The sequence below is a fragment of the Labrys sp. WJW genome (assembly GCF_001676615.1).
In the GTDB taxonomy this organism is placed as follows: Bacteria; Pseudomonadota; Alphaproteobacteria; order Rhizobiales; family Labraceae; genus Labrys; species Labrys sedimenti.
The window spans coordinates 34,999-50,207 of sequence record NZ_LYXZ01000053.1 but is presented as its reverse complement, the minus strand read 5'-3'; the positions used below and the strand labels follow the sequence as shown (position 1 = coordinate 50,207).

Sequence of the window (15,209 nt, the reverse complement as noted above, 5' to 3'; positions counted from 1 at the left end):
CATTGTGTGCCACTTTTGTTGTACAGTGGCGCAATCCTAACTGTCTGACAACACGTAACTTATTGGCTTCAATGGCTAAAGTCGTGGTGCTGGTGCGGACGGCGGGACTCGAACCCGCACCCGGTTTCCCGAAGCAGATTTTAAGTCTGCTGCGTCTACCATTTCGCCACGTCCGCAGCGCCGGCCTTGCTTAGGGCCGGAATCGTGTGGGCTCAAGTCGTTTCTGTCGGCTTCCAGCCATAGAGCCAGTCATAGCGCTCCAGGAGACGCCGGCCGCCGAGGGCCGACAGCCCGAGGTCGCGGGCGCTCGCGAGAGGCCAGCGCCAGTGATAGCGCTCGCCATTGCTGTGCGCCTCGGCCTGGATCCGGCGAACGCGCGGCAGGCGCAGGCGGGACCATTCCTGCATGCGGGCGGGAACATCATTGTCGTCGGCGCCACTGAGTTGGGCAGCCAGTTCGGCCGCATCCTCGATGGCCGCCGCGCCGCCCTGGGCGATGAACGGCAGCATGGGATGGGCGGCGTCGCCGATCAGGGCGATGCGGCCGGTCGCGATCCGGTTGTCGGCGCGGCCCTCGAACAGGGGCCAGGTTCGCCATTGCGGCACGGTGGCGAGCAAGGCCCGCAAGCGTCCGTCCCAGCCGGCATAATGCGGCAGCAGCGCCGCCAAAGGCTGCGGCGCGGACCAGCCGGGGCCTGCATCCACGTCATGCGTCACCGCTACGAGATTGAGCGCCTGCCCCGATCGCACGGGGTAATGCACGAAATGGGCGTTGCCGCCGAGCCAGAGCCCGGTCTTCAGGCCCTGGAACAGGGCCGGGGCATCCTGCATCGGGATCACCGCCCGCCAGGCCCGCCGCCCGGCGAAACGGGGCGGCTCGAGCCCGAGCTGGAGCCGCAGCTTCGACCAGAGGCCGTCGGCGCCGATCAACATGCGAGCGGAAACATCGGGATCTGTGCCCGCAAAGGACAGGGTAACCTGCTGCCCATCCTGCCGGGCTGTACGGATCTCTCGCCCCAGCTTCAGCGGGATGCCGTGCCGCCGCACCGCTTCCACCAGCACGGCCTGCAGGTCGGCGCGATGGATCACGCCATAGGGGGCGCCCCAGCGCGCCGGGCAGGCATCGAGCGGCAATTCCTGAATGAGGGCGCCGGTGGCACCCTTGCGGATCCGTACCGCTTCCAGCCGCACCATATGCGCTTCGAGCGCGGCAGCGAGGCCGAGGCCGAACAGGACGTTGAGCGCATTGGGGGTGAGCTGGATGCCGGCCCCAGCTTCCTCGAGCGTCGCGGCGCGCTCGTAGATCTCGACGGCAAAGCCGCGCCGGGCCAGGGCCAGGGCAGCCGCCAGCCCGCCGATGCCGGCGCCGGCGATCGCGATATCCATGGCCGGTTCAGGCGGCCTGGGCGTTCACCGTGCAGGCCGCCGGCTCCGACATGCCCTCGGGCAGCTTGGGATCATATTTGAAGAGCGTGGAGCAGTAGGAGCACACCGCCTCGTCATCCGAACCGAGGTCGATGAAGATGTGGGGATGGTCGAAAGGCACGCTCGCGCCCTGGCACATGAATTCCTTCGAGCCGACGCGAATGACCTTCAAGCCGAGGTCATTTTGGAAATGGGGAATGGAATGGCCTGCCATTGATCTTCAGTCCGCGATGGGGACTTGCGGTCCACGATGTGGACTTAGGGTCCGTAATTTTCTCTCGCGCGGACCATAGCGGTGCCGCACGGGATGCGATAGGGGCTATTGGGAGCAAGAGCAAAGGAAAACCGCGCCGATGCAGCGTTTTGATCATGACGGCGTCGAAATCGCCTATATCGACGAAGGAGAGGGCGAGCCCATCCTTCTCATCCACGGCTTCGGTTCGAATCATCAGGTCAACTGGGTCGGCACCGGCTGGGTCGACCTGCTCACCAGGCAGGGAAGGCGGGTGATCGCCTTCGACAATCGCGGCCATGGCGACTCCTCGAAACTCTACGATCCCGCCGCTTACCACCCCGCCGTGATGGCAGGCGACGCCGTCGCACTGCTCGACCATCTGCGCATCGGCTCGGCGACGGTGATGGGCTATTCCATGGGCGCCCGCATCACGGCTTTCCTGGCGCTTGAGCATTCCCAGCGCGTGGATGCGGTTGTATTCGGCGGCCTGGGCGTGCGCCTCGTGCATGGCGAGGCCTTGCCGCCCACCATCGCAGCGGCGATGGTGGCGCCTTCGCTCGAAGACGTGCCGGATCCGATCGGCCGGATGTTCCGGGCCTTTGCCGACAAGAGCGGCGCGGACCGGCGGGCCCTGGCCGCGTGCATCCGCGGCTCGCGGGTCCAGCTCAATCCGGCCGAGGTCGCCAGGATCCTGCAGCCCACCTTGATCGCCGTGGGTACGCGCGATCCGATTGCGGGCTCGGCGCAGGAACTGGCCGCGATGATGCCCAATGCCGCCGTGCTCGACATTCCCAATCGCGATCACAACCCCGCCGTCGGCGACAAGGTCTACAAGCAAGGCGTCTTGGCATTCCTCGCAGAGCAGGGCGTCTAAATGAACATTGGCACTGCCGGCACCACTGCGCTAAAAAGGAAGGAGATACCTTCCATTCAGCGGATAGGCAGATGAATCAGTCGAAGCGCCTGGTTTCCCATGGGCTTGAAATCGTCGACCCGGTCTGGAGCCGCGTGCGGGCCGAGGCTGAAGCGGTGACCCATGCCGAGCCGCAGCTTTCCAGCTTCATCTTCGCCAATATCCTGCAGCTCAGTTCGCTGGAAAGCGCCGTGGTGCAGCGCATCGCTTCGCGCCTGGATCATTCGGACATGCCGGCGACCCTGATCGCCCAGGCCTTCGGCAAGGCGCTCGAAGCCGATCCGAGCATTGCTTCGGCCATCCGCGCCGACATTGCGGCGGTGATCGATCGCGACCCGGCCGCCAATCGCTATATCGAGCCGATCCTCTACTTCAAGGGCTTCCACGCCTTGCAGACCCATCGCCTGGCTCACTGGCTCTGGAAGGCGGGGCGCAAGGATTTCGCGCTCTATCTGCAGAGCCGTTCCTCGGCCGTGTTCCAGTGCGACATCAATCCGAACGTGCCGATCGGGCGCGGCGTCTTCCTCGACCATGCCACCGGCCTGGTGGTCGGCGAGACGGCGGTGATCGGCGATGACGTCTCCATCCTGCAGGACGTGACGCTGGGCGGCACCGGCAAGGAGACCGGCGACCGCCATCCCAAGATCGCCCGCGGCGTGATGATCGGGGCGGGTGCCAAGATCCTCGGCAATATCGAGATCGGCCAATGCGCCCGCGTCGCGGCTGGCTCCGTGGTGCTCAAGGCGGTGCCGCGCAACACCACGGTGGCAGGCGTGCCGGCCCGCGTGGTCGGGGAGGCGGGCTGCGCCGAACCGTCGCGCAGCATGGACCAGATCCTGCATGGTCCGCTCCCGGACGACATCTTCTGGCACGACGTCGGGCTCTAGAGCAAAGCGCGTTTAGACGGAAACGCTGTTTTGCCCTAACTCTTCGGTTCGACGCGTCTTTGCGATTCTTGGCGATTCCGCCAAATCGCAAAACGCTATAGCGCGCGTCATCTGCGACAACAGGTAAGGACAGGCGATCCCGCTCCATTCTCGATGGAGGTGAGGATGATGGTCCTCTCTGCTTCGCGCCCTTCGGTTCGTAAAACCGACCCTTCACTTCGTTGCCACCGAGATCTGCAGGATCTCTACGCCTCTCAAGCCAGGCCCGGCAACATCACCTTGGCTCCCTCGATGACCATTTCGACCGCGATCGCAGCAAGTATGATGCCCATGATCCGCGTCATGATGACCCTCACCTTGGCGGAGAGGAGTTCGCCGATGTCGGCGGCGAAGAACAGGACGATGAATAGTGCGAGCAGGACGCTCGCAAGCACGAGGGCAAACGATACATATTGCGCGGTACTGTGGGTTTGCGCCGCATAGACGATCAGCGTGGCCATGGTGCCCGGCCCCACGACCATCGGAAATGTCATCGGATAGAACGCCAGATCACCGTCCGTATCGCTTCCCGCTGTCCTGTCGGCCTGTTTTTCCTGCTCGTCCCTTTCGTGTGAGGTGACAGGCTTGCCGTTCAGCATGGACAAGGCGATGCCAAGGAGCACCAGGCCGCCGGCGACGCGGAAGGAGGCAATGGTGACTCCAAAAAAAGCGATGATGTACCCGCCAAACAATGAAATGACGATGCACATCGCTGCCGTATAGAGCAGTATCGTCACCGCCATGCCGCGCTGTTGAGCGACGGGTTTGGTACCCACCATGCTGAGAAAGATCGGCAGGTTGATAAAGGGATTCATGATGGCGAACAGCGCGCCCAGGAACTTCGCAGCGAAAGTCACGTCCATCTGACCGCAATCCTTTTCAGGGCTTCAGGCGCACCTCATTGAGTCCATATCGCCTTCGCGCGGGTGCTTTCCGGGACAGGATATATCATGTGGCATCACCTCATAGTCCTGGCGCTCGTCCTTGTCGTGCATGTGGCAGTACTCTGCCGGGTACTGCTCAACGACGACATGAATTCGGAGGCACGCGCGGCGTGGTTCTTCGTGCTCATCGGCTTCCCGATCATCGGAATTGCGGTTTATCTTTTTCTGGGTGAGCCCTGGATGGCCCGCAGGTTCCGCCAACGGGCTTCCGCCGTGTGGGAGCGGCCTGTATCGAACGCGTCCACCATGCCGGGCGGCCTTTCCTCCGGCGTCATTCCCGATCGCTACAGGCCGGTGTTCGAGACCTGCGCGTCCTTGAACGGATGCGGGGCTGCGATCGGAAACCTGGCGAGCCTGGCGGCCGATTCCAACGCCGCGATCCGCGACATGGCCCGCGATTTCGATCTTGCGCGGGAGACGATCCACGTTTCGTTCTATATTTGGCTGACGGACAATAATGGCAGGCTCGTCGTCGAGGCCCTGCAGCGGGCGGCGGCGCGTGGCGTCACCTGCCGCGTGGTGGTGGATGCGTTCGGATCGCGCGATCTCATCCGCTCCGCCCATTGGGCTGCGATGGAGCAATCGGGCATCAAGCTCTGCACCTCGCTGGTATCCTCGCTCGGTGTTTCGCTGGCGTCGATCAGCCGTCCGGATCTGCGCAACCATCGAAAGATCGTCGTCGTCGACAACAGCATCACCTATTGCGGCAGCCAGAACTGTGCGGACCCGGAGTTCCGCATCAAGCCGAGGTTCGCTCCCTGGGTCGACATCATGCTTCGATTTGAAGGTCCGGTGGCTCGTCAGAACCAGCTCGTCTTCGCGAATGATTGGGCGATCGAATATGGCGAAGACCTGTCGAACCTGCTCAGCGAGCCCTTCCGGGGGGAATTGAAGGGGAGCTGCGCGGCGGCAGCTTTTGGGACGGGGCCGATGTCTCCGAAGGGATCGATGTCCGACGTGTTCGTCTCGTTGCTCCAGAGCGCCCAGCAGGAGGTGGTGATCTCGACGCCCTATTTTGTCCCTGATTCACAGCTTCTCGCCAGCCTCATGGCGTCGGCGCGCCGTAAGGTGGCAACCATCCTTGTTCTTCCGGCCCGGAATGACTCACATGTCGTGAGTGCAATCAGCAGGGCTTACTATGCACAGCTTCTCGCAGCGGGCGTGAGGATCTACGAATATCATGGCGGCCTGCTTCACGCGAAAACCGTGGTCGTGGATGGTCAACTCACGTTGGTGGGCTCGGCCAACATGGACTTTCGCAGCCTCTATCTCAATTTCGAAAACAACATCCTTTTCTATTCGGACAGGGACTCTTCCAACGTCCGGGCCCGACAGGACACCTATATTTCATCATCGACGCCGGTCGATGAACGAGACGTCAGGAAACGCCCGAGGCTTCGTCGAATATACGACAATCTGCTCACCATCGTCGGGCCGGTATTCTAGTGCGGGTGGGATAACCGCGTCAGGGGAAGCCGTTCCGGAAACGGATCCGATGCAGCAGGATTTCATTGCCGCATCGTTTGTGCCGAAAACGGGTACACCTTCTTCTGCACGATGATCCCGTCCCATCCCATCATCTTTCGCCGTTGCAGCAGCTTTCGATCGATCCGACGATCCCGGCAGATTCGGCCATTCCCGTCCTCGCCAGGCCTTAACTTGCTCGATTGCACAGGCCCTCGGCCCGCATTCTCTTGCGAAGCAGGCCTCGGCGTGGCAAAGCCCGGGGATGGCGGGGCGGCAAGGTCGCCCGGCGCATTCAACCGAGGAAGTCTAGTGGACAAGAAAGACATGCAGCGCGTCGAAGCCTATCTTCGTCGCACCTTCGGCAATGCCACCATTCGCGTCGTGCCTCGTGCCCGCAAGACCGACAGCGCGGAAGTCTATATCGGCGAGGAGTCGATCGGCGTGGTCTCAGAGGACAAGGAAGACGGAGAGACGTCCTACGATTTCCATATGGCGATCCTCGACATCGACCTCGAGGACTGATCGGCTATTTCCGGGATTGCAGGCGGCCTCGCCTGCATCTTCCCATCCAGCAGCCGCAGCATGTCCAAGGGCAGGCAATCGCGACACGGGAACATGTCGCTGAGACGCCTGCGATCCCAGGAACGGAGCTCTGCCATGCCCCTTTACGCGCTCGACGATATCGCGCCGTCGGTGCCGGCTGACGGCCGCTATTGGCTCGCACCCGATGCGCAGGTGGTCGGCCGCGTGATTTTGGCAGAGGACGCCAATATCTGGTTCGGCGCAGTGTTGCGCGGCGACAACGAGCCGATGACCATCGGCGCGCGCTCCAATATCCAGGACGGCGCCGTGCTGCATTCCGATCCGGGCTTCCCCCTGACCGTCGGGGAGGATTGCACGATCGGCCATTCCGCCATCCTGCATGGCTGCACCATCGGTGCCGGCAGCCTGATCGGCATGGGGGCCACCATCCTGAACGGCGCGCGCATCGGCAAGGGCTGCCTGGTCGGCGCCAATGCGCTGATCACCGAAGGCAAGGAATTTCCGGATCATTCGCTGATCGTCGGCTCGCCGGCACGAGTGCTCCGCGCCCTCGACGAGGAAACCGTCGCCAAGCTCAGGCAATCGTCGGCGCATTATGTCGCCAACGCCAAGCGCTTCGCCAAGGGATTGAAGAGGGTGGATTAGGTCGCGGGGAGCGTATTTCCGGGTGCACGGACGTCTCGTCCGTTCTTGGAAACATGACACGCGCCGTGGGGAAGAGGCGGACGAGACGTCCGCGCACCCGGAAAAAACTCAATTGCCCTTCGCCGACACGATGGCCGTGGTCTGCGTGTCGCCGAGCGAGACCCAGGCGTTCTGGTCGGATTGCGACTGGCGCTTGACGTAGCGATAGCCGGTGGCGCGCCAGGACAGGATCTTGGCCTCCTGGTTGTCGAGCACGAACTCGCCGCGATCGGTCTTCACCATCAGAACGGCGTGCCCTTCGTTCTTCTTGTCACGCACCACGGTGATCAGCAGGGCCGAGCGCGGCCACCCGGCGTCGATCAGCAATTTACGCTTGAGCAGGACATAGTCCTCGCAGTCGCCCTTGCCATTGGTAGGGTAGGCCCACCATTCGACCTTGCCGTAATTGTCGAGGTCGGTAACCGGCTTGACCGACTTGTTGACCTGGTCGTTCAGGGCGATGAGATCCTTCCAGGCCTGGCGCGAGAGCACGATATCGCGTGCTTCCTGCGAGCCCGATTTGCAATCCGCCGGATTGTCCTTGCAGAACTGCAGATAGCCGGAGGGCGGGGTGGTGACATCGCCCACGGGAGCATAGATCGGCATGGCGCTGTGGCCAGCGGCGGCAGCCTGCGAATGCGGCAGCAAAACCGTTGCGAGCGCCACGGCGGCCAAGGCGGCTTTAGGGGCCATTCGGCTCAAATTCGACCTGATCCTGATCCCGAAGCGCATCACAATCTTCAGACCCGTTTTGCCCGCCACCGGATGTTTACCCAGAGAGCAGGGCCAATTACCCGTTCCCGAAGCCAACTTCGCACAAGGGCAGGGGGCGCACAACGCTCTTGCCGCAGAAAAAACAAGATCCGCACGGGGTATGAAGTATCGTAACTCTTTGAAAAGATTCATGTTAACGGTGGATTAACCACGATTTCCCGTTTTCCCTCGACCGTGGGCAACAAGGGGAGGCGTGGCACGATTGCCACGCTTTCGTCACCTTTTCCGGCGGCGATTTGGTTAATGTCGGGGCGCCTCGACACCGATATTGTCGATGAGGCGGGTTGCACCCAGCCGGGCTGCCACCAGCAATCGCACCGGCCCCTCCGCAAGTCCGGTGATCGGAGCGAGGCTCGCCGCCTGCCGAGCTTCCAGATAGTCGAGCTCGAAGCCTCCGGCCGTGATGGCGCTGCGCCCGGATGCCAGGGCGGCCTCGATGTCGGCGCCCTTGATCAGGGCGTCGGCGACCTGCCGGAGGGTGCGATGCAGGAGAGGGGCCTTGGCCCGCTGTTCCGGCGCGAGATAGCGGTTGCGCGACGACATCGCCAATCCGTCGGCTTCTCGCACGGTCGGAATGCCGACGACCGTGATCGGCAAATCGAGGTCGCGCGCCATCTGGGTAACGACGCAAAGCTGCTGATAGTCCTTCTCGCCGAACAGGGCGAAGTCCGCGCCGCTTTGGCAGAACAGCTTGGCCACCACTGTCGCCACGCCGGCGAAATGGCCGGGACGGAAGCGATCCTCCAGGCCGGCCTGCGCCGGCCCGGCAACCGAGACCGTGGTGGCGAAGCCGTGCGGATAGATCTGGCTGGCGTCAGGAGCGAACAGGAGGTCGCAGCCGACATCCCTGAGACGGGCAAGATCCGCCGCTTCCGTTCGCGGATATTTGGCGAGATCTTCGGTTGGCGCGAACTGGGTCGGATTGACGAAGATCGTGGCCACCACCCGGCTTGCCCGTTGGCGGGCCTGGCGCACCAAGGTGATATGGCCGTCATGCAGGGCGCCCATGGTTGGCACCAGGGCGACCGTCTCCTGCACCTCGCGAAAACGCTTCACGGCCTGGCGCAACTCCGCCACGGTTCGAACGACCAGGGTTTGGCGCGCCATTCCTTACTCCGCAGGTGCATAGTGTCGCATTTGCCTGACCAGCGTTCCAAAGCGTTTTGCGATTTGGCGGTCACACCGAGAATTGCAAAGACGCGCCGAACCAAAGAGTTTGAGCAAAGCCGCGTTTGCGTTTAAACGCGCTTTGCCCGGGGAACGCTGAACTGGCAAGACTCGGATTCCAAGATTTGAATCGATGGCTGTTTCGCAGATCGGATAGAAGTGGGCCAGCTTATTTTCGCATGCGTGGTGCTGTTCTGCCTGTGGCCGTTTCTCAAGCCGGGCATGCTGTCGAAGACGCCGGTCCTGGACAGCCTGCTGCGGCGCGGCGGCAGTTTCCTCGCCTTTGCTTTCGGCCTCTATCTGCTGACGCGCGGCGCCTGGGGCATGGGGTTGCCATTGCTGCTTCTGGCGGCAGGCATGCGGGGCTGGCTGCCGCAATTGCCGGATGGCGTCATTCCGGGCTCGACGACGAGGCCGAGTTCGGTACGCACCGCGGATCTGGTGATCATGCTCGATGCCAACAGGCAGCCGATAGACGGGCAGGTCATTCGCGGGCGGTTTTCGGGCCGGCGCCTTTCGGCCATGCCGGCAGCGGAGCTGATGCAACTGCGTGCGGAGATCGCCGCCGACTTCGTCGGCCGTTCAATCCTTGAAGCTTATCTGGACCGCAGGCTTGCCGGATGGCGTGAACACTTCAAGGACGATGCGCACGCGCGGGGCTTCGGAGCGGCGGCGTCCGACGCGATGACGAAGCAGGAAGCTTACCAGATCCTTGGGGTGCAGCCGGGGGCGAGCGCCGAGGAAATTCGTCGAGCGCACCGGGCGCTCATGAAGAAAATCCATCCCGACAAGGGGGGCACGACGCAGATGGCTGCTCGTGTCAACCGGGCCAGGGACATGCTTCTTGAAGGCCATTGACGCAACTCCACCGAACTTGCTCGGTTCCGACGATGCTTGAGCGTCGCAGAACATGGTTACGCAACGATTAAGCTTGCGACGTTTTCCCGGAGCAAAGTGCGTTCCGGTGAAAGCCGCTTTTATCCTCGGGCAAGCTGCGTCCATGACTGAATGCTTGCTTGCTCCCACGCATTGGCTCGACATGCCTTTGCGTTTGCCCGCGATGCCGTGAATCGCAGGGCGTCTTGTTTATCGCTCCCTTGCCTTCCGCCTTCTGTGTGAAAGCGCAATTCCCGCAAAACAAAGGCGCGGCCTATCCGAGGAAGGCCGCGCCCGAATGGGGAGAACGTGTTCTTGCCGAGGGATCAGAGCTTCACGGCGACGCAGGCGAAGGAAGCCGCCTTGAGGGCGCTGCAGGCCGACTGGGCCTGGTTCTGATCGCTGAAGCCGGCGAAGCGTGCCCGCCACAGTGTCGAACCGTTGCGGCTGACCGTCTCGGTGAAGGGGCGGGCGGAGGAGAGCGCCTTGTTGCCGGCTGCCTTGGCGCTGGACAGCAGTTGCCGGGCGGCTCCTTCGCTGTCGGTCGCGCCGATCTGGATGATCCAGCCGCTGCGCTGCGGCGCGGCGAGGGCGACCGAATCCCGGGTGATGGCAACGGTGCGGACGTTCTGCACCGTGGCGGTGGTGTCGGGGCTGGCCTCGCTGCTCTGGCCGGCGCGAACGGGCGGCGTGGCCGGCGCGGTCGTGACCGGCTGGAGGCCCTGTACCCAACGCATGCTCGGGGTGCTGGGTGCCGCAAAGGCCATGACCGGCTTGGCGGGAACGGGCTGGGGCCGGGCCTGCGGCGCAGAGGCGGGCACCGCGTCCCCGACGATTTCGGGCGGCATCGGTGCCGCCACCGGCGCGGCCTGGCGGGCCTTCGCCGCTTCAGCGACGACGGCCGGCCGGACAACCGGCGGACGGGGCGGCGCTGCCATGGGCTCGGCATCGTTTGGGAGTTCGGCCCGGGCAACCTGCGTGGCGGAGCGGTCGACGGCGTTGCCGGCATAGGCGACGGGCAAATAGGCGTCGATCAGGCGGCGCATCACGACGTCGCGCGAAGCAGCGCTGCGGCCGCCCATCACCACGGCGACCAATTGCCTGTCGTTGCGCTTGACCGAGGTCAGGAGGTTGAAGCCGCTGGCATTGGTGTAGCCGGTCTTGATGCCGTCGACGCCTTCCACCGAACCCAGCAGGCGGTTGTGGCCCGGGATCGGGCGTCCGCGATAGACGAAGCTGCGGGTCGAGAACAGGCGATAATAGTTCGGGAAGCGCTTCTGAATGGCCATGCCGAGGATGGCGAGGTCATGTGCGCTGGTGATCTGCCGGTTGTCGGGCAGGCCGGAGGCGTTGACGAAGGTGGTGCGCGACATGCCGAGGGCACGGGCCTTGCGCGTCATGTAGTTGGCGAAATTGCCTTCCGAGCCGCCGAGGGCCTCGGCCACCACCACGGCGGCGTCATTGGCCGAGCGCGTCACCATGCCTTTGATAGCATCGTCGACGCGAATGGTCTGGCCGGCGCGCAGGCCGAGCTTGGTGGGGGACTGGGAGGCGGCATGGGCGGAGACGGGAAGTTCGGTCGCCATCGAAAGGCGGCCGGCCTGCAACTGTTCGAACAGGAGATAGAGCGTCATCACCTTGGTGATGGAGGCCGGATGCCTCAAGGCTTCGGGGGAGGCTTCGTAAAGCGTGCGGCCAGTCTTCACGTCGACCACGATGGCGGCATAGCGCGGATTGTTGCGCATGTCGGCGGGAATGGCCGAGGCGGCCGATTCCGTGCGGACGCGCTTGCTGCGCGCATGCTTCATCGTTTTCTGCGCCGGGGCGGCATGATGGCCGCGACGGCGCGCATCCGCTTCATCCGGATGAAAGGCCAGGGTTGTCGTGAACACTACCAAGCCGGCTGCAACCATTGTGGTGGTCCGGGCCAGTCCGCCCCCGATCCAACGCGATAGCATGCAAAGTCCCCAATACTCACCGGCGCGACAGCACCGTCCATTACATGTCCCTGCGAGACCGGTGGTCTCATTCGCCCTTCGTCCGGGGCTCACCCCGCCCCTTTGCCGGAGGGAGGCTGTCTCACCGTGCCGCTGCAGGGACGACACAGTCAATGAACCTAGGCGGACGCGGTTACGGATCGGTTAAGTGCCCAGCCAGCGCGGCATTTTGGTCGCATGATTGTCTGATTGGTTGAGAATGAATGAAAAAGAGGCACTTCACCCACTGTTCGGAACGTGGAACCCATTATTGCGCGTTGTCGCACTAGCGGAAAGTCGGGGGCGATCATAAATTCAGTTCGTGGAAGCCTTTTTCCTCGTCGAGATCATGTTAGGCTGCAGGCGATTGCAGTTGTCGAAATGGAAGATTCAACGATTCTGGATATTGCATTGAGCGCCGCGCACAAGCCGTTTCCCCTGATCGGCATGGCCCGCGAGCCCCGCGCTCCAGGTGGCGGTGAGGGCACTAACGCGGCCGTGATTACCAAGACGCGGCCGGCGACCAAACGCCCCAAACTCTACCGGGTCCTGTTGCTGAATGACGATTATACCCCGATGGAATTCGTCATCGAGGTGCTGGAGCGCTTCTTCAACAAGGACCGCGACGGTGCCACCCACATCATGCTGCATGTTCACCACAATGGCGTGGGAGAATGCGGCATCTACACCTACGAGGTCGCTGAGACCAAGGTGACTCAAGTCATGGATTTTGCCCGTAAGCATCAGCATCCGCTGCAATGCGTCATGGAAGAAAAGTGAGGAACTGATCGTGCCATCCTTTTCAAGACACCTCGAACAGTCCCTCCATCGCGCTCTGGCCGCTGCCAATCAGCGCCATCACGAATATGCGACTCTCGAACATCTGCTGCTCTCCCTGATCGAGGACCAGGACGCGGCGGCTGTGATGCGGGCCTGCAATGTCGATCTCGACATCCTCAGGCGCAACCTGGTCGAATATATCGACACCGAACTGGAGAACCTGGTCTCCGACGGCCGCGACGACGCCAAGCCGACGGCAGGGTTCCAGCGCGTCATCCAGCGCGCCGTCATCCACGTGCAGTCCTCGGGCCGCGAGGAAGTCACCGGCGCCAATGTGCTGGTGGCGATCTTCGCCGAACGCGAGAGCCACGCCGCCTATTTCCTGCAGGAGCAGGACATGACGCGCTATGACGCCGTGAACTACATCTCGCACGGCATCGCCAAGCGCCCCGGCCTGTCGGAAGCCAAGGCTCCGCGCGGCGTCGACGAGACCGATGGCGACAGCCCGAAGACCACGGCCAATGGCGAGGATGCGTCCAAGAAGAAGCAGGACGCCATCGACGCCTATTGCGTCAACCTCAACAAGAAGGCGAGGGACGGCAAGATCGACCCGCTGATCGGGCGCGACAGCGAGATTACGCGCACCATCCAGGTGCTCTGCCGCCGCCAGAAGAACAATCCGCTTTTCGTCGGCGATCCCGGCGTCGGCAAGACCGCGATCGCCGAGGGCCTTGCGCGCCGCATCATCGAGGGCGACGTGCCGGAAGTGCTGCGCGGCGCCACCGTGTTCGCGCTCGACATGGGCACGCTGCTCGCCGGCACGCGCTATCGCGGTGATTTCGAGGAGCGCCTGAAGCAGGTTGTGAAGGAGATCGAGGCCTATCCGGGCGCGATCCTGTTCATCGACGAGATCCATACGGTGATCGGCGCCGGCGCCACCTCGGGCGGCGCCATGGATGCCTCCAACCTGCTGAAGCCGGCCCTGGCCGCCGGCCTGCTGCGCTGCATCGGCTCGACCACCTACAAGGAATACCGCCAGTATTTCGAGAAGGACCGCGCCTTGGTGCGCCGATTCCAGAAGATCGACGTGGCGGAACCCTCCATCCCCGACACGATCGAGATCCTCAAGGGCCTCAAGCCCTATTACGAGGAATATCACAAGCTGCGCTACACCAACGACGCCATCAAGGCGGCGGTGGAGCTGTCGGCCAAATACATCAATGACCGCAAGCTGCCGGACAAGGCGATCGACGTCATCGATGAAACCGGCGCTTCGCAGATGCTGGTGACCGAGAGCCGGCGCAAGAAGACGATCGGCGTCAAGGAGATCGAGGCGACCATCGCCACCATGGCCCGCATCCCGCCCAAGACCGTGTCGAAGGACGATACGGAGACGCTGCGGAATCTGGAGACGAACCTGAAGAGGGTGGTCTACGGGCAGGACAAGGCGATCAAGCAGCTCTCGGCCGCCATCAAGCTGGCCCGTGCCGGCCTGCGCGACCCGGAGAAGCCGATCGGCAACTATCTGTTCTCGGGGCCGACCGGTGTCGGCAAGACCGAAGTCGCCCGCCAGCTCGCCTCCGTGCTCGGCATCAACCTCCTGCGCTTCGACATGTCGGAATATATGGAGCGCCATACGGTGTCGCGCCTGATCGGTGCGCCTCCCGGCTATGTCGGCTTCGACCAGGGCGGCCTGCTCACCGACGGCATCGACCAGAACCCGCATTGCGTGCTGCTGCTGGACGAGATCGAGAAGGCCCATCCGGACCTGTTCAACATCCTGTTGCAGGTGATGGATCACGGCAAGCTCACCGATCACAACGGCAAGAGCGTCGACTTCCGCAATGTGATCCTGATCATGACCACCAATGCCGGTGCGGCTGACCTGGCCAAGGCGGCCTTCGGCTTCACCAAGAACAAGCGCGAGGGCGACGACACCGAGGCGATCAACCGCCTGTTCACGCCGGAGTTCCGCAACCGCCTGGATGCGACCATCGGTTTCGACCACCTGTCGCAGGAGATCGTCAGCCAGGTCGTCGACAAGTTCATCGCGCAGCTCGAAGTGCAGCTTGCCGATCGCCATGTCGCGGTGGAGCTCTCCAACGACGCCCGTACCTGGTTGGTGGCAAATGGCTATGACGAGTTCATGGGCGCCCGGCCGATGGCTCGCCTGATCCAGCAGGCCATCAAGACGCCGCTGGCCGACGAGGTGCTGTTCGGTCGGCTGAAATCGGGCGGCGCCGTGCGGGTGACGGTCGTCACCAACGAAGAGGGCAAGCAGGAACTGGGCTTCGAATATCCCGCAGGCCCGGCCAAGCCCAAGCCCGAACCGGTGGTGGCCGACAACAGCCAGGCCTCGGCCAAGAAGCCCAAGGCCAAGCCGAAGGGGCCGCCGCAGCGCGAGCCCGACGCACCGGCCGGCGCGGAATAGCCTGCCTCGCAAGGACGGCTACCGAACATCCGAGGGGGTGAAACGCACCGGCGTTTCACCCCCTCGTCG

14 protein-coding genes and 1 tRNA gene are annotated in these 15,209 nt (G+C 63.3%); 8 read left to right on the top strand and 7 right to left on the bottom strand.

Annotated elements, in window-relative coordinates; all coding sequences use genetic code 11:
• Window positions 1–90: 90 nt before the first annotated feature.
• From BA190_RS27410 to BA190_RS27400, 3 genes are all read right to left on the bottom strand, one after another.
• Window positions 91–176: transfer RNA gene (locus BA190_RS27410), tRNA-Leu, on the bottom strand.
• A gap of 36 nt (window positions 177–212) precedes the next feature.
• Window positions 213–1,385: an FAD-dependent monooxygenase gene (locus BA190_RS27405; RefSeq protein WP_068295548.1), complete on the bottom strand. Its 1,173-nt coding sequence runs from the start codon at window positions 1,383–1,385 to the stop codon at window positions 213–215.
• Window positions 1,386–1,392: 7 nt separating this feature from the next.
• A complete protein-coding gene (locus BA190_RS27400) occupies window positions 1,393–1,638 on the bottom strand; it encodes a zinc-finger domain-containing protein (RefSeq protein ID WP_068295546.1) in 246 nt (81 codons plus the stop codon).
• A gap of 139 nt (window positions 1,639–1,777) precedes the next feature.
• On the opposite strand from BA190_RS27400, the gene BA190_RS27395 reads away from it, so the two are divergent.
• Both BA190_RS27395 and cysE read left to right on the top strand, forming a co-directional pair.
• On the top strand, window positions 1,778–2,533 hold the full coding sequence (locus BA190_RS27395; protein ID WP_068295544.1) for an alpha/beta fold hydrolase: 756 nt from the start codon (window positions 1,778–1,780) through the stop codon (window positions 2,531–2,533).
• 71 nt (window positions 2,534–2,604) lie between these two features.
• A complete protein-coding gene (gene cysE / locus BA190_RS27390; protein ID WP_068295542.1) occupies window positions 2,605–3,459 on the top strand; it encodes a serine O-acetyltransferase in 855 nt (284 codons plus the stop codon).
• A 254-nt stretch (window positions 3,460–3,713) separates the two neighbouring features.
• Here cysE and BA190_RS27385 read toward each other — a convergent pair whose 3' ends face one another.
• Entirely contained in the window at window positions 3,714–4,361 is a 648-nt protein-coding gene (locus tag BA190_RS27385; protein ID WP_068295540.1) for a MarC family protein, read from the bottom strand.
• A gap of 87 nt (window positions 4,362–4,448) precedes the next feature.
• Between BA190_RS27385 and cls the strand changes: the two genes are divergently transcribed.
• The 3 genes from cls to BA190_RS27370 all read left to right on the top strand — a co-directional run bounded on the left by cls (window position 4,449) and on the right by BA190_RS27370 (window position 7,097).
• Window positions 4,449–5,888, top strand: coding sequence for a cardiolipin synthase (gene cls, locus BA190_RS27380; RefSeq protein ID WP_068295538.1), 1,440 nt, complete (start codon window positions 4,449–4,451; stop codon window positions 5,886–5,888).
• A gap of 345 nt (window positions 5,889–6,233) precedes the next feature.
• Complete coding sequence (locus tag BA190_RS27375) at window positions 6,234–6,431, top strand: DUF3126 family protein (RefSeq protein WP_245196728.1); 198 nt, start codon at window positions 6,234–6,236, stop codon at window positions 6,429–6,431.
• A gap of 135 nt (window positions 6,432–6,566) precedes the next feature.
• Window positions 6,567–7,097: a gamma carbonic anhydrase family protein gene (locus BA190_RS27370; protein ID WP_068295534.1), complete on the top strand. Its 531-nt coding sequence runs from the start codon at window positions 6,567–6,569 to the stop codon at window positions 7,095–7,097.
• Between the two features lie 108 nt (window positions 7,098–7,205).
• Here BA190_RS27370 and BA190_RS27365 read toward each other — a convergent pair whose 3' ends face one another.
• Together BA190_RS27365 and panC are read right to left on the bottom strand one after the other, a co-directional pair.
• Window positions 7,206–7,829 carry a transglutaminase-like cysteine peptidase gene (locus BA190_RS27365; RefSeq protein WP_068295532.1) on the bottom strand — a complete coding sequence of 208 codons (624 nt, stop codon included), beginning with the start codon at window positions 7,827–7,829 and terminating at the stop codon, window positions 7,206–7,208.
• A gap of 321 nt (window positions 7,830–8,150) precedes the next feature.
• A complete protein-coding gene (panC, locus tag BA190_RS27360) occupies window positions 8,151–9,017 on the bottom strand; it encodes a pantoate--beta-alanine ligase (RefSeq protein ID WP_068295530.1) in 867 nt (288 codons plus the stop codon).
• Between the two features lie 219 nt (window positions 9,018–9,236).
• Between panC and BA190_RS27355 the strand changes: the two genes are divergently transcribed.
• Window positions 9,237–9,935: a DnaJ domain-containing protein gene (locus BA190_RS27355; protein WP_082980069.1), complete on the top strand. Its 699-nt coding sequence runs from the start codon at window positions 9,237–9,239 to the stop codon at window positions 9,933–9,935.
• 344 nt (window positions 9,936–10,279) lie between these two features.
• Here BA190_RS27355 and BA190_RS27350 read toward each other — a convergent pair whose 3' ends face one another.
• The gene (locus tag BA190_RS27350; protein ID WP_156771726.1) at window positions 10,280–11,911 is read right to left on the bottom strand and encodes an SPOR domain-containing protein; all 1,632 of its coding nucleotides are present in this window, start codon (window positions 11,909–11,911) and stop codon (window positions 10,280–10,282) included.
• A 465-nt stretch (window positions 11,912–12,376) separates the two neighbouring features.
• Here BA190_RS27350 and clpS point away from each other — a divergent pair, with 465 nt between their 5' ends.
• Both clpS and clpA read left to right on the top strand, forming a co-directional pair.
• Window positions 12,377–12,709: an ATP-dependent Clp protease adapter ClpS gene (gene clpS, locus BA190_RS27345; RefSeq protein ID WP_082980075.1), complete on the top strand. Its 333-nt coding sequence runs from the start codon at window positions 12,377–12,379 to the stop codon at window positions 12,707–12,709.
• A 10-nt stretch (window positions 12,710–12,719) separates the two neighbouring features.
• Complete coding sequence (gene clpA / locus BA190_RS27340; RefSeq protein ID WP_068295526.1) at window positions 12,720–15,140, top strand: ATP-dependent Clp protease ATP-binding subunit ClpA; 2,421 nt, start codon at window positions 12,720–12,722, stop codon at window positions 15,138–15,140.
• The last annotated feature ends 69 nt before the right edge of the window (window positions 15,141–15,209 follow it).